The organism is Telluria antibiotica (genome assembly GCF_011682055.1).
Classification (GTDB): Bacteria; Pseudomonadota; Gammaproteobacteria; order Burkholderiales; family Burkholderiaceae_D; genus Telluria; species Telluria antibiotica.
On sequence record NZ_JAAQOM010000013.1, the window covers coordinates 168189 to 185751 of the forward strand.

Consider the following 17563-nt stretch of genomic DNA (forward strand, 5'->3'; position numbering starts at 1 on the left):
GCCGGGAAGCTTACGGCATGCTTGCTCGAAACTTACGCGCGGCTTACAGAAGGCGGGATGTGGTGGGGCGCGGTGCGGCAGTTCAGCGGGGGCGTTGGGCGGCCTGACCGGCACCGTTGTCCGAGTCGTCCCGATCGTCCGGCGCGGCTGCGGCGTCCGCGCCCTCGGCGGCATCGTCTTCAGGCCCGTCATGGCGCCGCGCGTAACGGTACGCTTCCGTCGAGCGCTCCAGCGCGAGGCCCAGCGCCGTCGTCAGTTCGCTGCGCGCCACGCCCTGTTCCAGCTGCTGGACGGCGAAACTGTTGCGCAACGTGCGCCCGCCCGCGCGCGGGACTTTGACGCCGGCCCGTTCGAACGTCGCCCGCGTCTGCCGATACACGGTCGCCTTGTGCAGCGGCTCGCCGGCCTGGTTGGCGGGGAAGACGAGGTCGCCGGGGATCTTGAGTTCGGCCCGTTCCTCGAGCCATGCAGTGAGCTCGGCGACGCCCGCGCGCGGCAACGTGGCCGTATGTTCGTAGCTCGTGCGGTGCTTCGCCTCGGGCGTGATGTTCAGTTCGAGGGCGCCCTCGATGTCGGGCTGGCGTCCGACTTCGTCGACGAGGAGGCCGATGGCTTCCGCCACGCGCAGCCCGGCGAGCGCCATCACGATCTGCATCGCGCGGTCGCGCCGGCGCTTCCAGCCCGCATGACCTTCCGTGTCGTCGCCGCGGCCCGGCGGGAGGGCGGCCAGGAAGCGCTGCAGATCGTCCTGGCCCAGCGCGATCATCGGCGCGTCTTCGGCCAGGTGGGCGCGGTCCGTGGCGGCGATCGCCTGCCGGGCCGGGTTCGGCGTGCGGCCCAGGTATTCGAAGCAACGTTCCAGCAGGCGCAGGTAGCGGTAGGCGATCTTGCTGTTGAGGTCGCGGTGGCCGTCCTTCGACAGATCGATGAAGCGGCGCAGGTCGGCCGCGTCCACGGTCGACATCCTGAGCCCGCGCTCGAGCATCCATGTGGCGAACTTGCCGAACATGAATTTGTAGACCGTCGCGGATTCCTGCGAGACGGGCAGCGGGACGTCGCGCTGGCGGCTGGACGTGAGCACGAATTCCGGGGTCACGACGAAGGCGGCGAATGCGTCGAAGGGACGCGCGTCCCATTCGGCGAGGGAAGGGGGCTGGCTCATGGTGGGCGACGGGTTGGTTTTCGTAATACTGCAACTAACCGACAAGCGCGTCAAGCGTGCGCCGAAACAGGAAACAGGGCGGGCCAAGCAACGTGGACGGTTCGACAATATACTAGCCCTCCGTCATCATTCGACCTCGCACTGTACCGGAGCACACATGTCCGACCACCCGCCCCAGGGCTTGCCCACCTACCGCGTCCTGACCGGTCCTGACGATGCCACGTTCTGCCGCCGTGTCAGCGCCGCGCTCGAGCAAGGTTATCTGCTGTACGGTTCGCCGAGCACGACGTTCAACGGCGAATCCGTCATCGTGGCGCAGGCGATCATCTGGCCGAGTATCCGGTCGTCCATCTCGTAGGAATAACTTCGCACCAGGCGCCGCGGCACGGCTACGGTTGTTTCAGAATTATGCAACTAACCGACACGCGGCCGGCAACCGCCCAAACCCGCCACCAGCAGCCCTGGGCGCGGCGCATTATCGCTCTTATAATGAGAAGACGGCTTCGCTCCAGCACGACGCCGCGACCATTCAATCTCGAACGTAACAAGGACATCATGCTCAAGCACATCGTCATGTGGAAACTGAAAGACCACGCCGAAGGCGCCGACCGCGCCGCCAACGCCATCGAAATGAAGCGCCGCCTCGACGAGTGCGCCAACATCGTCCCGGGCCAGATCACGTTCGAGGTCGTTATCGCCCAGCCCGGACTGGAAGCCACGTATGACGTCGTGCTGTATTCCGAATTCGAAGACCAGGCCGCGCTGGAAGCCTATGTCAAGCATCCGGTGCACCAGGCGGTCATCCCGTTCATCGGCGCGATCCGCGAAGGGCGCCAGTGCATGGACTACATCGTCTGACCGAGGAGGGCGCGGCCCGGTATCACGCGACAGGGAGGTCGCCATGGAGAATTTTGCGGGACGGGTGGCCGTCATCACGGGCGCCGGCAGCGGACTCGGACGCGAGTTCGCCAACCTGGCGGCCACGCTCGGCATGAAGCTGGTGCTGGCCGACATCGATGCACACGCCCTCGAACAGGCCAGCAGCACGCTGCAGGCGGCCGGCGCCGACGTGCTGGCGATGGTCTGCGACGTGCGCAAGGCGGCCCACGTGGAAGAATTGGCGGATGCGGCGACGATCCGGTTCCACGCCGTGCATCTGCTGTTCAACAATGCGGGTGTCGGCACGGCCGGACTGATCTGGGAACACAGCGAGGCGGACTGGGAATGGGTGCTCGGCGTGAACCTGTGGGGCGTGATCCACGGCGTACGCGTGTTCACGCCGTTGATGCTCGAGTCAGCACGGAACGATCCGGCGTACGAGGGCCACATCGTCAACACGGCATCGATGGCCGGCCTGCTCGTGCCGCCCGTGATGGGGCCCTATAACGTGTCGAAACACGCCGTCGTCGCGTTGTCGGAGTCGCTGTACCACGACCTGCGGCTCGTCGACGCGCCCGTCAAGGCATCCGTGCTGTGCCCGTATTTCGTCCCGACGGACATCGCGCACGCCGAACGCCACCGTCCCGACGATCTCCGCCACGACGGCCCGCCGACGCCGAGTCAGCAGGCAAGCCAGGCGCTGCTCGAACAGGCCGTCGCGGCCGGCAAGCCGTCTGCCGCGGACATCGCGCGCATGACGTTCGACGGCGTCAGGCGCGGCGATTTCTACATCTGCACGCACCCGCACGTGATGCCCGCCGTGGCCGACCGCATGGACGCGATCGTGCACGGCAAGCCGCCGGCCGATCCCTATGCGGCGACGCCGCACTACACGGCGCGGCTGAAGGCGGCCGTCAAGCGCTGACGGGACGCGTCACCCGGCGACCTGGTCGCAGGGCTTCAGCACGCGTTCGTGCAGTTCCGGCTCCGCGTCGGCGTACACCTTGACGACCGTGGACGTGCGGGTGCCGTAGCCGGGGATCTCGATGCAGACGGCGGACAGTTCCCGTTCCAGGTCGAGCGGCACGCCCGTGTCGGGCAGGCGCATGTCCGGTGCGCGCGTCGTATCGGCGAGCATCTCGAAATACGCTTCTTCCGGCGCGCCCTGCAGCAGCAGGCTCGCGAACGTGGCCTTCGTGCGCACGACCTTGGGCCACGGCGCGTCCAGCAGGCCGTTGGAGACGCCGTAGATGCCCGGTTCCAGCGCGCGCCCGTTGCGCGGGTCGGCACCGGCGCGGTTCGAGAACCAGTGGATCCCGGCGGCGTCGCCCAGGATCAGGTTGAAGCCGTTGTACTCTTGCGCATCCGGCGCGATGCGGTCGAGGTAGGCGGGTGCATCGAGGTCGCCCTTGAGGAAGTCGGCGACGAGGGCGCCGCGCGTCGGCGCGTCCGTGCGCCGCTCGTCCGGCGCGCGGATGTTCGTGAGCGCGGCGAATTTCGGGCCGTTCGGCCCCGTCTTCGTCACGCCCATCCAGCTGCCGCCACCGCGCAGGTCGCGGCCGGCGATGATGTGCGGCGCGTCCGGCCACGGGCCCGCCGGGGTGGCGGGACGGTCATAGAATTCGTCGCGGTTCGCACACGCGACCAGCGGCAGGCCGGGGATCACGCGCCAGGCAAAAACGATCAGGCACATGTCGGCAGGTCCGTAAAAATTTCGGCGCGGCGCTCGCCCTCGATGAGACCTTCGAGGCCGGCCTCGCGGACCGCCGCGTCGAGCCGGGCGGGAAAGCCGTCGCCCACGGCAGGATAGATTTCCATCCACGTCTGCAGGCCGTCGCGCACGTCGGGCCGGCGTTTCAGCTGCGCCGGCACGCCGACGCGCGCCTGCAACGCGCGCACGCGCGGGGCCAGCGAAGGCGCGTCGGCCTCGCGCACCTTGTAGTAGACGTACAGGTCGATCATGCCGGTCAGACGTCCAGCGCGTCGAGCGCGTACGGCAGCGGAAGGAACGTCAGCGGCGTGCCGCCGGCGGACGCATGCCGGACGTCGTCGTCCAGCGCGGCCAGCTTGATTTCGACGAGCGCGTCGGCGCCGCCGGCACCGTTCGGCGCGACGTTCACGATCATGCCGGACGGCTGGTCGGGGTCGGACACGGAATAGACTTCGTCGCCGGGACGCGCGGCGGCGTCGGCGAGCGTGGCCAGTGCCGTGCGGCGTTTCAGCTTGCCGAGGTACTGGCTGCGGGCGACGATTTCCTGGCCCGGGTAGCAGCCCTTCTTGAAATTGACGCCGCCGAGCAGCTCGTAGTTGACCATCTGCGGGACGAACTGTTCCTGCGTACCGGGCCCGATCTGCGGCACGCCGGCGTGGATCGATGCGAGCTGCCATGCGGCGCTGCCGCCCAGCGCGAGCGTCGCGCGCAGTGCGGGCAGCGCGGCGATGGCGGCGTCGGCCGACGTGAGCCACAGGTAGCGCGGGTGGCCGAATGCGTCCGCGACGCGGATCACGGTGCCGCAGTCGCCGTCGATCTTGGCGTAGGGCGCAGCTGGCAGCGCACCGACGTGGGTGCGCAATGCGTCGCCCGCCGCCGCGCCGCCGAGGCCCAGCACTGCGGCATAGCGGTGATCGTCCGTGGCGTCGCGCAGCTTCGCCTTCGCGCGCAGCACGAACATCGACAGACGTTTCTGCAGCGGCGCCTGGATGGCGCGCGGCACTTGCAGGTAGATGGATTCGGCGTCGCGCCACATCAGGAACGTGGCTTGCAGGCGGCCTTTCGGGGTGCAATAGCCGGCCAGGCGGGCCTCAAGCGTGCCGAGGTGCTCGACGTCGTTGGTGAGCTGGTTGTGCAGGAAGGTGGCGGCGTCGTCGCCGGCGATGCCGATCAGTCCGAGGTCGGTGACAGCGGCAACGAACCCCTGTGTAAGGTCGGCGGTGGCGAGCACGCGGCCGAAGTCGTCGACGTGCGTCGGGCTATCGGGGGTGAAACGGGCGCCCAGGGTGGCGAGATGTTCGATCCAATGGTTCATACACGAATTATTTCCGGTTTGGCGGTATCGGCTTTATGATTACGGCCTCATTATAAGTTCGCCTCAGAAAACGCGCCGACGACGGCGTAAAACCGACAATCCAGCATGGCATTGATAAGAAAACTCATCGTCACGGGCGTGATCGCGGCGGCCGCCGCCGGCGCCGGCTTCCAGTGGTGGAGCAAGCAGCCGATCACCCCGGCCAGCGCGCCCGTGATCCCGTTTGCCATCGCGCAGGGCACCGGCGTGGCCGGCGCGGCGCAGCAGATGTCGACGGCCGGCGTGCCCGTCAACCCGTTCCTGTTCGGGGTGCTGGCGCGCGTCACGGGCAAGGCGAGCCAGATCAAGGCCGGCAGCTACGAGCTGAAACCCGATACGTCGCCGCGTCGCCTCCTGTCCCAGCTCGTGCGCGGCGAGTTCGCGCAGGAATCGCTGACGATCATCGAAGGCTGGACGTTCCGCCAGATGCGCCAGGCCATCGACACCGCGCCCAATCTGAAGCACGAGACGGCCAAGCTGTCCGACCAGGAGCTGCTGGCCAAGGTCGATGCCGACTTCAAGGCGCCGGAAGGGCTGTTCTTTCCCGATACGTATCTGTTCGCCAAGGGCGCAAGCGACCTGTCGATCTACAAGCAGGCGCACGAGATGATGATGAAGCGGCTGAAGGCCGCGTGGGACAAGCGCGATCCGGGTCTGCCGTACACGGACCCGTACCAGGCCCTGATCATGGCATCGCTGGTGGAAAAGGAAACGGGCCAGAAGAGCGAGCGTTCGATGATCGCCGGTGTGTTCGTGAACCGGCTGAAAGCCGGCATGCTGCTGCAGACCGACCCTACCGTCATCTACGGCATGGGCAACAAGTACGACGGCAAGATCCGCAAGAAGGACCTCGAGACCGACACCCCGTACAATACCTATACGCGGCCAGGCCTGCCGCCGACGCCGATCGCGCTGCCGGGCGTGCAGTCGCTCGCGGCGGCGACGGCGCCCGCGAAGACGGAAGCCCTGTATTTCGTGTCGCGCGGCGATGGGACGAGCCATTTCTCGGTCAATCTGTCCGAGCATAACAAGGCCGTGAACCAATACCAGCGCAACCAGGCGCCCCAGTAAATACGAGTGAATGCAATGAACCAAACGGATGCCAAGCGCGGGCGCTTCATCACCTTCGAAGGCATCGACGGTGCCGGCAAGTCGACACACATCGGCTACGTCGTGGCGTTGCTGGAGGCCGCGGGCAAGACCGTCGTCTCCACGCGCGAGCCGGGCGGCACCCCGCTGGGCGAAAAGCTGCGCGACCTCGTGCTGCACGAGAAAATGCACCTCGAGACGGAAGCCCTCATCATGTTCGCCAGCCGTCGCGAGCACGTCGCGCAAGTCGTCGAACCGGCCATCGTGCGCGGCGACTGGGTCTTGTCCGACCGCTTCACGGATGCGAGCTTCGCCTACCAGGGCGGCGGCCGCGGTCTCGATCGCGCCAAGCTCGAGGCGCTTGAGCAATGGGTGCATCCGCACCTGCAGCCGGACCTCACGTTGCTGTTCGACGTCCCGCTCGACGTCGCGCGCGCGCGCCTGTCCGCCACGCGCACGTTGGATAAATTCGAGATGGAGAAGGGCGAATTCTTCGCGCGCGTGCGGGGCGAATACCTGCGCCGCGCCGCGGCATCGAACGGGCGGATCGTCGTCATCGATTCCACGCAATCCATCGACGGCGTACGCGCCGCGCTGCAGGCAGCGCTGGAGGCATTTCTGTGAACATGTATCCGTGGCAGCACGACGCCTGGACGCGGCTGCAGGCGATGCGCGCGCGCCTGCCGCACGCGATCCTGTTCCATGGCCCGGCCGGCATCGGCAAGGCCGATTTCATCGAATCGTTTGCCCAGGCGCTGCTGTGCGAAGACGTGAGGCCGGACGGCCGCGCGTGCGGCGCGTGCGCGTCGTGCGGGTGGTTCGCGCAGGGCAACCACCCCGACTACCGCCGCGTACGGCCGGAAGCGCTTGAGGATGACCTGCCAGCCGCCGAGGGCGAAGAAGCCTCGGCCGACGAGAGGAAAACCAAGTCGAAGTCCGCATCGAAAGAGATCAAGATCGAGCAGGTGCGCGCACTGTCCGACTTCATGAACATCTCGACGCACCGCCAGGGCTTGCGCGTCGTCGTGCTGTATCCCGCGGAAAGCCTGAACATGCCGGCGTCGAACGCGCTGCTGAAGACGCTCGAGGAGCCGCCGGCGGGCACCGTGTTCCTGCTGGCTTCGAACGGTCTCGACCGTCTGCTGCCGACGATCCTGTCCCGCTGCCGCAAGTTCGCGATGACGATGCCGGACCATGGCGAGGCGCTCGCCTGGCTCGAAGCACAGGGCATCAATGATGCCGACGGCTGGCTGCGCGAGCAGGGTGGCGCGCCGCTCGCCGCGCTCGCGCAGGCCGAGACGGGAAGCCGGGAAGAGCTCGATGGCCTGCTGCAGGTGCTCGCCCAGCCGAGCGTCGACGCCGCGTTGCGCAGTGCCGACAAATTGAGCAAGGCGCCGCTCGCGGCCCTCGTCGCGTGGCAGCAGCGGTGGCTGTATGATGTCTTTTCGTACAAGCTGTCCGGCGTGATCCGGTATTATCCGAGGTATCAACGGGAAGTCGCTACGCTGGCCGGACGAGTGCACGTGGCTGACTTGATGCAGGCGATCAAGTCGACGAACGACCGCCGCGCGGTGGCCGATCACCCCTTGTCTCCGAAACTGTTTGTCGAAGACATGTTGCTTGATTACACTGCCCGTTGCGGACCATGATGAAAGGACGATGATGAGTGTTGCGCCGACCGGGCCGCTCAGCGGCCTGCCCGCCGATCCGAACACGCCGCAGCCCGCGCGGCCGTCCGTGCTGTCGCTCGCCATCAAGGAAAAGGCCGCCCTGTACGCGGCGTACATGCCGTTCCTGAAGAACGGCGGCATGTTCGTGCCCACGAACAAGCCGTACAAGGTCGGCGACGAGATCTACCTGATCCTGTCGCTGATGGACGATCCGAACAAATACCCGATCGCAGGCAAGGTCGCGTGGATCACGCCGGCCGGTGCGAACAACAACAAGGCGCAAGGCATCGGCGTCCACTTTCCGGCCGACGAGACGGGCCAGCGCGCCCGCCTGCGCATCGAAGAAATCCTCGGCGCCGCGCTGCGTTCCTCGCGCGCCACTCATACCCTGTGATATGCCGTCCTACGTACACCGCCTCGCCCGTTTCGAAGACCTGCCCCGCATCGTCGACATCTACAATTCCACCATTGCCTCGCGCGAAGTGACCGCCGACACGGAACCCGTTACCGTCGCGTCGCGCGAAGGCTGGTTCCACGAGCACACGCCGGAGCGTCGGCCGTTGTGGGTCATCCATGACGGGGCCGACACGTCGGACGAGCCGGAAGTGATCGGCTGGTGCTCGTACTCGAATTTCTACGGGCGCCCCGCGTATTCGGGCACGGCCGAGCTGTCGATCTATATCGCGGAAGAATGGCGCGGCAAGGGCATCGGCCGGTATTGCCTGGAGCAGGCGATGGCGTTCGCGCCGAACATCAACGTCCACACCTTGCTCGGCTTTATTTTTGGGCACAACGCACCCAGCCTGGGCCTGTTCCGCAAGTACGGCTTCGACACGTGGGCGCATTTCCCCCGCGTCGCGAACCTGGACGGCGTCGAGCGCGACCTGATCATCCTCGGCAAGCGGGTCGCGTGACGCCTCGCGTACAATAGCGGGATGTACATCGATTCCCACTGCCACATCGATTTCCCGGAGCTGGCCGCCCGGATGCCCGAGATCCTGGCGAAAATGGCCGAGAACAAGGTCACGCACGCGCTGTGCGTGTCCGTCGACCTGCCCGACTTTCCCCGCGTGCTCGCACTGGCCGAGCAATACCCGCACATCTACGCCTCCGTCGGCGTGCATCCCGACTACGAGGACACGCCCGAGCCCACGGTCGCGCAGCTGGTGGAACTGGCCGATCATCCGAAGGTCATCGCGATCGGCGAGACGGGCCTCGATTATTACCGCCTGGAAGGCGACCTCGAATGGCAGCGCGAGCGGTTCCGCACCCACATCCGCGCGTCGCGCGAGACGGGTAAGCCGTTGATCATCCACACGCGCGCCGCCAGCGAGGACACGATCCGCATCATGCGCGAAGAGGGCGCGGGCACGGACAAAGGCGGCGTCGCCGGCGTCATGCACTGCTTCACGGAATCGCTGGACGTGGCCCTGGCCGCCGTCGAGATGGGTTTTTATATTTCGTTCTCCGGCATCGTCACGTTCAAGAGCGCGAAGGACCTGCAGGCCGTGGCGCGCGCGCTGCCGCTCGAACGTATCCTCATCGAGACGGATTCCCCGTACCTTGCGCCCGTGCCTTACCGCGGCAAGATGAACGAGCCGGGGTACGTGGCGCACGTCGCCGAATACCTGGCCGACCTCAAGGGCGTGCCGCTGCGCGAGGTCGCCGACCGCACCACCGACAATTTCTTCAACCTGTTCAAGGCCGCGAGGACCTGACCCATGACCCCAGCCAGCCCACTGCGTCGTACCCTCCTGCAATCGTTCGTGCTTGTCGCCGCCGTGGCGGCCGGCATCCACCCCGCCGCGGCCGCGCCGACGAGCGGCCAGGTGACCGATTTCTTCCGTGCCGTGACGATGGACGATGCGCGCACCGTGCAGTCGCTGCTCGGTGCCGTCGACCCGAACATGCCGAATCCCGTCGGCGGCGAGCCCGCGCTCGTGCTGGCGGTGCGCGAAGGCGCGATGCAGGTGCTCGACGTCCTGCTGCGCTACCCGGGCACGAAGGTCGACGCCACGGCGCTCAATGGCAACACGGCGCTGATGATGGCCGCGTTCAAGGGCAACAAGGCGGCCGCCGAAGCGCTGGTCGCGAAGGGGGCGGCCGTCAACCGTCCCGGCTGGACGCCGCTGCACTACGCGGCCGCCAGCGGCGACGTCGACATCGCGCGCATGCTGCTGGCGCATGGCGCCCGCGTGGACGCGCAGTCGCCGCCGGCGAGCGGCAAGTACACGCCGCTGATGATGGCCGCGCGCGAAGGCCACCAGGACAGCGCCGAGTTCCTGCTCGCACAGGGCGCCGATCCGCTGTTGAAAAATGGCGAGGGATTGACGGCGGCCCGGATCGCAGAGCAGGCCCAGCACGGCGCGATCGCGGCCGCCATCGACAAGCGCGTTACGTCCCGCCGCTGAGCGGGTCGGACGCGGCGCTGCCCGCTTCGCCCCCGTGATCCTGCTTGCGCGACCGCTTCTTCGCGTACATGCGGGCGTCCGCATGCATCAGCAGCGTCTCCACGTGGTCCCCGTGCTCCGGGAATAGCGCGACGCCGATACTGGCGCCGACGTACAGCGGTGCGTCCAGCGTGGGCACCGGTTGCGCCAGCACGGCGCGGATCTTGTCGGCGCAGCGCTCGGCGTCCTCGGGGGCCTGCAAGTCTTCCAGTAACAGCACGAATTCGTCGCCACCGAGACGGGCCACCGTGTCCGACTCGCGCGCGCATTCCACGAGGCGCGCCGCCACTTCGCGCAGCAGGGCGTCGCCGGCCGCATGGCCGTGGCGGTCGTTGATCTGCTTGAAATCGTCCACGTCCACGTACAGCAAGCCGAGCCTCGACTGGCAGCGGCGTGCCCGGGCGACCGCCGTGCGGATGCGGTCGAAGAACAGCCGACGGTTCGGCAGGCTCGTCAGCTCGTCGTAGCAGGCCGAGCGCGTCAAGTCGTCGTGCAGGCGCTTGCGCTCCAGCGCCAGGCCTACCTGGACGGCGACGAAATGCAGCAGGCCGCGATCGGCCGGCGAATAGCCGGTGCCGCCGTGGTCGCGCAACAGCAGCGCGCCGATCGTGCCGCCCGGCCCGCCGAGGTCGAGCATCAACCAGGTGTTCAGGCGACCACCCGCCACGTGGCGCACGGCGTCCGATGCGAGCGAATCCGGGTTCGACGCGGTCGCGCGCCAGCGCGCGAGGCAGGCGCGCGACGGCAGGCGGCTGCGCTGTGCATCGTCGCGCTGGTAGATGACCTTGAAACCTTGCTGCGGCGTGGGGTCGGCAACGACGATCATGCCGGGCGCACCGACGAGGCGGTCGAGGATGCCGTGGATCCGCTCGCACAGCCCGGACAGGTCGCCCGCCTGGTACGCCGCTTCGGAGATGGCGTACGTGGCGGCTTGCCGCCGCTCCGCACGCTTGCGGGCCGTGATGTCACGCCCGACGCCCAGGCGCAGGCCGTGGTCGGCGATCCAGCGCGCGGACCACATCACGTCGATACGGCGGCCATCCTTGTGCAGGTAGCGGTTTTCGAAGCCGACGCGCTCCTGGCCCGATTGCACGCGGGCGCTTTCCACGCAGGTCAGGGCGCGGTCTTCGGGGACGACGAAATCGAGCATGTATTGCCCGATCAGTTCGGTAGGACGGTAGCCGAGCATGCGTTCGCATCCTGCGCTCACGTCGACGATGATGCCGCGCCGATCCACCAGGAAAATAACGTCCAGCAGCAGATCGGCGATGTTCACCGACAGGGAACGAATCGAATGCATGGCGGCCAACGGCGGTGACGGGCGATGGGAAAATCCTAACATTCCCAGGCGGCAAAATGCTATCAGAATTTTGTGCAGTGCGACGAGGTGTTCCATCGATCCGACAAACTGGCCCGCAAATCCCCGTCAGCTCGACCCTTCAGTCGCTTCCAGGCATGTAGATAATGCACGCTAGATCAACCATGGCACCGGCAGGATAGCGGGCCCGACAACGAGGACATCATGCTGAACGAACGCGAAATCGAGAGCTGCTACCTGGGACAGTTCATCCCGGTCCATTACCATCACAACATGCTGATGGACCAGAACCGCATGCACAGCTTCAAATCCGCGATCTACCACGCCGTCAAGCCGGGCATGAAAGTGCTGGAACTGGGCGGTGGCACGGGCGTCCTGTCGTTCTTCGCGGCCCAGAACGCGTCGAAAGTCTATTGCGTCGAGTTCAACCCGGACATGGTGCGCGAAGCGCGCCGCTTCCTCGCCATGAACCCGAACGGCGAGAAGGTCGAAGTCGTGCATGCCGACGCGTTTGACTACCTGCCGCCGGAGCCGGTCGATATCGTGATCTGCGAAATGATCCACGTGGGCATGCTGCGCGAAAAACAAGTCGAGGTGATCGAGTCGTTCAAGCGCCGCTACCTGGCCCGTTTCGGCGGCCCGCTGCCGATCTTCATGCCGGAGGCCGTCATCATGGCCGCGCAGCCGCTGCAACTGGAATACGATTTCGAAGGTTTCCATGCGCCGATCGTGCAATTCCAGCCCACGAACGTCATCTATCCGGGCACCATCGAACTGGCGCAGCCGGGCGTGTATGCCATCATGGATTTCAGCCAGCCCGTCGGCGACGTCATCGCGTGGGAAGGCCAGTTCCGCATGGAGCAGGGCGGCCGCCTGAACGCGCTGCGCTTCATCACGAAGAATGTCCTCACGATCATCGAGGAGCGCGGCACGACCATCGACTGGCTGAACCACTACATGATGCTGCCGCTGGCCACCCCGCTGGACGTGCAGCCGGGCGACGTCGTGCAGGTGAGCTTCGCCTACCGCGCGGGCGGTTCGATCCCGTCGCTGGAAGCGTCCATGCGCGCGGAGCTGGTCGTCGATGCCGGCGAAGCCGTGCAGGTGAGTGAGGCCGTGTTCGCCTGACGCGAGACCGTGTCATCCTGCGTAAGCGATTTCATACCCGCAACGGCTAAATCGCTTACGCAATATCATTGCAGTTTCATTCATTGGAATTGCTTTTGATTATTTCCTTATGTAGTATCGGTCGCGTTTTTGATCGAAAACTACGTTGTTTGCTGAATTTAATTTCGCTTACTCATAAAGGAATAATCATGTCTTTGATCCGGCGCAAACTTTTGAAGTGTGCAATGGGTTCCGCTGTCCTGTCCGGATTGCCCCGTCTCGCGTCGGCAATGCCGGCGAACGGCGCCTATCACGACGTCGATACGGCCGTCAAAGCTGCCCTGGAACGGAGTATCGTCGCCGGGTGGAACGATAAACTGGTCAATGCGGCCTATAAATCGTTTTCTCCGCCCACCGTCACGGCCCGCGCGCTCGCGCTGATGAATATCGCGCTGTTCGATGTCTGGTCGTACCTGGCATTGCCGCAGGCCGTCGGCCGCAATCCCTATTTCCAGACGCCGGTCTCGCGCGCGCAAGGCGCCGACCCGCAGTTCCAGCAGATCGCACTGTCCGCCGCCGCCGCGGCCGTCCTGAAAACGCTGTTCCCGTCCGCGATCGCGGACATCACCGCGTATGGCGCGCAACTGGGACTGGGCGGCCGCTATTCCTGGGTGGTCCCCGCCACCCGCGTGGGCGAGGAAGCGGCGCAGCACATCCTGGCCGAGCGCGCCCATGACGGCAGCAACCAGTTGGGCGACCTGAATCCCGGCGCGTATTCCGACTACACCGGGTACACGCCCGTCAATTCCGCCACGACGATGGTCGATCCGGACCATTGGCAGCCGCTTCAGTACCAGCGCTGCGTCACGCCGCAATGGGGCAAAGTGCGCCCGTTCGCATTGCGCAGCGCCGACCAATTCCGGCCAGCCGCACCGCCGTCCGTCTTTTCCGGTGTAATGCGGACGGAAATGCAGGAATTGGTCGACTTGAATGCCGGGCTGACGCCGGAACAAATCGGCATGTGCGAATACTGGGCGGATAACAGTCGCAATCCGTGGGTACGATTCGCGCAAGTGCTGTCGTACGAACAGAATCACACGACGGGCCAGGACGTGCGCTTGTTCCGCGCCCTCGGGATTGCCTTGCACGATGCCATGGTTGCCACCTGGGACACGAAAATCGCCTACGATTTCGCGCGTCCCATTTCCGCGATCCACACGGTATTTGCCGACCGTACGCTGAACAACTGGACCAGCACCGGCGTCGTCCAGGTGGCCGGCCCGCGCTGGACGCCCTATCTGTACACGCCGCCGTTCCCGGAATACGTGTCGGCCCACAGCGTGTCGGGCCACGCGGCGGCGATGGTTCTCACTCGGTTCACGCGCGGACCTTTCCGGTTCAAACAGGTCGTGTCGCCCATGCAGACACTGTCCTGGGACTCGTTCTTCGATGCCGCCGCCCAGGCCGGCGTCTCGCGGCGCTACGGCGGGATCCACTTCCGCACGGGCGACCTGACCGGCCGCGCGCTGGGCAGCCGCGTGGGCAAACGGGTCCTCGAGTCGCTCGCCTGACGAGCGGGGGCCGGCGCCGCTCGGCCCCGCTTTTGACCCGTCCATCCCGGCGTCGCCACCGTCCATCGCAGAAAGATTGCGCGTTGGCGTCCATACAACTACAGTCATCCCATCGGGCCGCACCGGCCCCTGTCGACTGATGGAGCTGGCGATGCTGGGTTTCCTCGTGTGGTTGCTGTTACTATTCCTGTGCTGGCCGATCGCGCTGCTCGCGCTCGTGATGTATCCGCTTGTCTGGCTCGTGCTGCTGCCGTTCCGCCTGCTTGGGGTCGGCGTGGAAGCCGTGTTCGAGCTGCTGCGCGCCATCGTCATGCTGCCGGCACGCGTGCTGGGCGGCGGCGTCGGGCGCTGAACATTGACGGCCGGTCAGTGTGCGCCGATTAACAGACGGTGACGGACCGTTCGCCTATCGTCCCATACTGATGGCTTTCATTCGACGGCCATGCTTTTAAAGGAAATGACTATGCGCCTGGACATCTACCGCAGAGCCGAACACGACGGCAAGTTCTCCTACCTTGCCGTCCCCGAGACCCGCAACATCCCCGAGGAAGCGACGAATACCGACTGGGAGGTCGAAGCGCGGGCCTTCGAAGTCGACGACGATGCCGGGGACTTGCCGGATTACCATATCCGCAACCTGCCCAGCCAGCTGGCCGAAAAAGGATACGCCGTCACCTCGTCCATGCACTGAACCGATCCCGCCGCGGCGTTGTCGCGGCATGACCACAAGACGCGGCCATACGCCGTCCGCCCCCACGAGCGGGGGCGGGTGGCGTACGGCCGCGTGTCGCATATGGTATCCTTTCGCCTCGTTTAATTGGTCCGGGCCGCACCGACGCGGTGGGACAGTCGGAGGCGTAATGAAGTGGTTTGTTGTCGGTTTCCTCGTCCTGTCGGTGCTGCACATCCATTTCCGCGGCAAGGTGCGCCTGCCGTTCGGCCGCCAGTTGTTCGACCACTCGTCGTTCATGGCACCGATCAATATGTTCATGCACCTGTTCTCGAAGGTGCCCAGCACGCCGTACATCCCCGTACGCGAATTCCCCGAATTGTCCATCCTGCAGGAAAACTGGCCGACGATCCGCGAGGAAGGCCTGCGCCTCATCGAACTCAAGAAGATCAAGGCGTCCGAGCAGAACAATGACGCCGGCTTCAATTCCTTCTTCAAGACGGGCTGGAAGCGTTTTTACCTGAAGTGGTATGACGCCAGCCACCCGTCGGCCGAACGCCTGTGCCCGCAGACGCATGCGCTGTTGCAGGGCATCCCGTCCGTGAAGGCCGCGATGTTCGCCGAGCTGCCGCCGGGCGCCAAGCTGAATCCGCACCGCGACCCGTTCGCCGGCTCGATGCGTTACCACCTGGGCCTCGCCACGCCGAACGACGACCGCTGCTTCATCGAAGTGGACGGCCAGCGCTACAGCTGGCGCGACGGCCAGGGCGTGATCTTCGACGAGACGTACATCCACTGGGCCGAGAACGCGAGTGACAGCGACCGCCTGATCCTGTTCTGCGACGTCGAGCGCCCCATGCGGTTCCGCTGGATGCAGGCCATCAACCGCTGGCTGGGCCGCACGATGATGACGGCGGCCGCCTCGCCCAACGAGACCGGCGACCAGACGGGCCTCGTCAGCAAGCTGTTCCGCATTTCCTTTGTGATGGGCCAGTACCGCCGTCGCTACAAGGCGTGGAATAAAACGGCATACAAGGCGACGAAGGTGGCCTTGATCGTTGGCATCGCCGCGCTCGTCTACTACATCTGAGTCTGCTCCGTGCGAACGAAAAAGGGCCGCAAGCGCGGCCCTTTTCGCTGGGCCGCGCCTTGCGGCCAAAGGGGATCGTCAGAAGGTGAACGGCATCCTCACCATCAGCGTGACGTCCGGCGTGTCCCGCGTGAGGCCCGCGCCGACGGAAACGCTCAGCGTGCGGTTGTTCTTCATCTTGTACGAGTAACCCAGCAACAACGTGCCCAGCTGCACGCGCACCGACCCCGGGATCACGACGCCATTCTGCTGCGTGCGGCCCACGGAATTGTGGTCGTAGCCGATGCTGAACGACGCCCGCTCGTTCAGCGCCAACCCCATGCCGAAATTGAAGCCGAACACATCGCCCGGCGACACTTTGCCGAGGAATTCGCGGTCGCCGTTCAGCACGGTGCGGTACATATTGTCGCGGCTGAAGTTCTTCGTGTAGCTGAAGCTGCCGAAGAAGATGGCCGGGTCGGACGGCAGCAGCCACGTCAAGCTCGGCTGGATCGAATAAAAGCCGGATCCGGTCGGCAAGTCGAGCGGAAGGCCCGTACCCGTCACGTTCTCGCCCACGCAGCGGGTCTGGCAATCCGTCACGACCTGGAACGGATCGCGTCCGGTCCGGGTCTTGAAGCGCATGCCCGCGATGTAGTAGGGGGTATCGACGCCGCCGTTGTTGAGCTGGTAGCGCCACGCCAGTTCGATGTCGCCGATGCCCTTGCCGCTCGTGTCGAACGCACGCTCGGACGCCGTGCCCGTGAAGATCTCGCGGCTCACCGTGGAATCGCTGCGATACACGTACGGCACCTTCGCTTCCAGCTCCAGGCGGTTGTCCAAGCCGTAGCGGAACGTGGCGGCGGCCGTCGTCGTGTTGCGCTTGACCTCGCGCACGTCGAGCAGGCCGATCAGCAGGGCCGGGATCACCGTGTAGCCGACGAGGGCCACGCGGTTGCTGGACGAATAGCCGTACTGAACCGAGGGCTCGAATACGAGTTTGCCCCGCGGCGTCAGGACGCCCGGGGCCTCGAAGATCGGTGCGACTTCCGGTGCGCGCGGCGCGGGCGGACGGCCGACCGGGTCGCTGCCGACCTGGCCCCCATCGGCCAGCGCCCCGGTGCCGCGCAACGGGGCGAGGCGGCCCGGATACACGGGCTGCGCCAGCGGCACGGCGCCCTCGCGCTCGGCCTGGAGAAGATTGGGGGGCGCCGAGCTGACCTGCAGCGGATCCTGGTCGCGCGCGGCCGGGAGATTGCCCGTGCCGCGCAACCGCTCGAGCTGCGACGGCGCGGCCGCGGCCGCATTCGCGGGCGGCGCCACACCGCTCGCGCGCAACTGGCGTTCCAGTTCGTCGACGCGCGCGCGCTGCTCTTCCAGCTGTTGTCGCATGATCTTGAGCTGCTCGAGGAGGTCAGGACCGGACTGGGCGCCGGCCGGCGTGGCCGCGAGGGCCACGCTGACACCAATCACGCTGTACAGCGCTGGAATTTTTTGCATAAGTTTTCTCCAG

21 protein-coding genes are annotated in these 17563 nt (G+C 66.0%); 15 read left to right on the forward strand and 6 right to left on the reverse strand.

Annotation, left to right across the window (positions count from 1 at the left end):
- Positions 1–82 precede the first annotated feature (82 nt).
- The gene (locus tag HAV22_RS21060) at positions 83–1162 is read right to left on the reverse strand and encodes a site-specific integrase (protein ID WP_166861722.1); all 1080 of its coding nucleotides are present in this window, start codon (positions 1160–1162) and stop codon (positions 83–85) included.
- A 157-nt stretch (positions 1163–1319) separates the two neighbouring features.
- Between HAV22_RS21060 and HAV22_RS21065 the strand changes: the two genes are divergently transcribed.
- The 3 genes from HAV22_RS21065 to HAV22_RS21075 all read left to right on the forward strand — a co-directional run bounded on the left by HAV22_RS21065 (position 1320) and on the right by HAV22_RS21075 (position 2966).
- Positions 1320–1520 carry a DUF1737 domain-containing protein gene (locus tag HAV22_RS21065; protein ID WP_166861723.1) on the forward strand — a complete coding sequence of 67 codons (201 nt, stop codon included), beginning with the start codon at positions 1320–1322 and terminating at the stop codon, positions 1518–1520.
- 197 nt (positions 1521–1717) lie between these two features.
- Entirely contained in the window at positions 1718–2020 is a 303-nt protein-coding gene (locus HAV22_RS21070) for a Dabb family protein (RefSeq protein WP_166861724.1), read from the forward strand.
- 43 nt (positions 2021–2063) lie between these two features.
- Positions 2064–2966 (forward strand): SDR family oxidoreductase, encoded by a 903-nt coding sequence (locus HAV22_RS21075; protein ID WP_166861725.1) that lies wholly within the window; start codon positions 2064–2066, stop codon positions 2964–2966.
- Between the two features lie 9 nt (positions 2967–2975).
- On the opposite strand, the gene HAV22_RS21080 is transcribed toward HAV22_RS21075, so the two are convergent.
- The 3 genes from HAV22_RS21080 to ygfZ are packed head-to-tail and all read right to left on the reverse strand — an operon-like array spanning position 2976 to position 5067.
- Positions 2976–3734 (reverse strand): NRDE family protein, encoded by a 759-nt coding sequence (locus HAV22_RS21080; protein WP_166861726.1) that lies wholly within the window; start codon positions 3732–3734, stop codon positions 2976–2978.
- Complete coding sequence (locus HAV22_RS21085; protein ID WP_208296297.1) at positions 3725–4003, reverse strand: DUF4936 family protein; 279 nt, start codon at positions 4001–4003, stop codon at positions 3725–3727. Before HAV22_RS21085 ends, HAV22_RS21080 begins: the two co-directional genes overlap by 10 nt.
- A 5-nt stretch (positions 4004–4008) precedes the next feature.
- Positions 4009–5067 (reverse strand): CAF17-like 4Fe-4S cluster assembly/insertion protein YgfZ, encoded by a 1059-nt coding sequence (gene ygfZ / locus HAV22_RS21090; RefSeq protein ID WP_166861727.1) that lies wholly within the window; start codon positions 5065–5067, stop codon positions 4009–4011.
- Between the two features lie 105 nt (positions 5068–5172).
- On the opposite strand from ygfZ, the gene mltG reads away from it, so the two are divergent.
- The 7 genes from mltG to HAV22_RS21125 are packed head-to-tail and all read left to right on the forward strand — an operon-like array spanning position 5173 to position 10276.
- Positions 5173–6177 (forward strand): endolytic transglycosylase MltG, encoded by a 1005-nt coding sequence (mltG, locus tag HAV22_RS21095; protein WP_208296298.1) that lies wholly within the window; start codon positions 5173–5175, stop codon positions 6175–6177.
- Positions 6178–6192: 15 nt separating this feature from the next.
- Positions 6193–6819: a dTMP kinase gene (tmk, locus tag HAV22_RS21100; RefSeq protein ID WP_166861728.1), complete on the forward strand. Its 627-nt coding sequence runs from the start codon at positions 6193–6195 to the stop codon at positions 6817–6819.
- Between the two features lie 2 nt (positions 6820–6821).
- Positions 6822–7844, forward strand: coding sequence for a DNA polymerase III subunit delta' (locus tag HAV22_RS21105; RefSeq protein WP_208296309.1), 1023 nt, complete (start codon positions 6822–6824; stop codon positions 7842–7844).
- A gap of 13 nt (positions 7845–7857) precedes the next feature.
- Complete coding sequence (locus tag HAV22_RS21110; protein ID WP_229421351.1) at positions 7858–8259, forward strand: PilZ domain-containing protein; 402 nt, start codon at positions 7858–7860, stop codon at positions 8257–8259.
- 1 nt (position 8260) lies between these two features.
- Complete coding sequence (locus HAV22_RS21115; protein WP_166861729.1) at positions 8261–8779, forward strand: GNAT family N-acetyltransferase; 519 nt, start codon at positions 8261–8263, stop codon at positions 8777–8779.
- Positions 8780–8800: 21 nt separating this feature from the next.
- Positions 8801–9583: a TatD family hydrolase gene (locus HAV22_RS21120; RefSeq protein WP_166861730.1), complete on the forward strand. Its 783-nt coding sequence runs from the start codon at positions 8801–8803 to the stop codon at positions 9581–9583.
- A gap of 3 nt (positions 9584–9586) precedes the next feature.
- Positions 9587–10276 (forward strand): ankyrin repeat domain-containing protein, encoded by a 690-nt coding sequence (locus tag HAV22_RS21125; protein WP_166861731.1) that lies wholly within the window; start codon positions 9587–9589, stop codon positions 10274–10276.
- Here HAV22_RS21125 and HAV22_RS21130 read toward each other — a convergent pair.
- On the reverse strand, positions 10260–11615 hold the full coding sequence (locus HAV22_RS21130; RefSeq protein ID WP_166861732.1) for a sensor domain-containing diguanylate cyclase: 1356 nt from the start codon (positions 11613–11615) through the stop codon (positions 10260–10262). The genes HAV22_RS21125 and HAV22_RS21130 overlap by 17 nt on opposite strands.
- A 222-nt stretch (positions 11616–11837) precedes the next feature.
- Here HAV22_RS21130 and HAV22_RS21135 point away from each other — a divergent pair, with 222 nt between their 5' ends.
- The 5 genes from HAV22_RS21135 to lpxO all read left to right on the forward strand — a co-directional run bounded on the left by HAV22_RS21135 (position 11838) and on the right by lpxO (position 16071).
- Positions 11838–12761, forward strand: a complete 924-nt coding sequence (locus HAV22_RS21135; RefSeq protein WP_166861733.1) for a class I SAM-dependent methyltransferase — start codon at positions 11838–11840, stop codon at positions 12759–12761.
- A gap of 224 nt (positions 12762–12985) precedes the next feature.
- On the forward strand, positions 12986–14311 hold the full coding sequence (locus tag HAV22_RS21140; protein WP_166861734.1) for a vanadium-dependent haloperoxidase: 1326 nt from the start codon (positions 12986–12988) through the stop codon (positions 14309–14311).
- Positions 14312–14462: 151 nt separating this feature from the next.
- Positions 14463–14663 (forward strand): hypothetical protein, encoded by a 201-nt coding sequence (locus HAV22_RS21145; protein ID WP_166861735.1) that lies wholly within the window; start codon positions 14463–14465, stop codon positions 14661–14663.
- Positions 14664–14774: 111 nt separating this feature from the next.
- On the forward strand, positions 14775–15002 hold the full coding sequence (locus HAV22_RS21150; RefSeq protein WP_166861736.1) for a DUF6139 family protein: 228 nt from the start codon (positions 14775–14777) through the stop codon (positions 15000–15002).
- A 169-nt stretch (positions 15003–15171) separates the two neighbouring features.
- The gene (lpxO, locus tag HAV22_RS21155; protein WP_166861737.1) at positions 15172–16071 is read left to right on the forward strand and encodes a lipid A hydroxylase LpxO; all 900 of its coding nucleotides are present in this window, start codon (positions 15172–15174) and stop codon (positions 16069–16071) included.
- Between the two features lie 78 nt (positions 16072–16149).
- Here the strand turns inward: lpxO and HAV22_RS21160 are convergent, their stop codons facing one another.
- Positions 16150–17550: an acetate kinase gene (locus HAV22_RS21160; protein ID WP_166861738.1), complete on the reverse strand. Its 1401-nt coding sequence runs from the start codon at positions 17548–17550 to the stop codon at positions 16150–16152.
- Between the last annotated feature and the right edge of the window lie 13 nt (positions 17551–17563).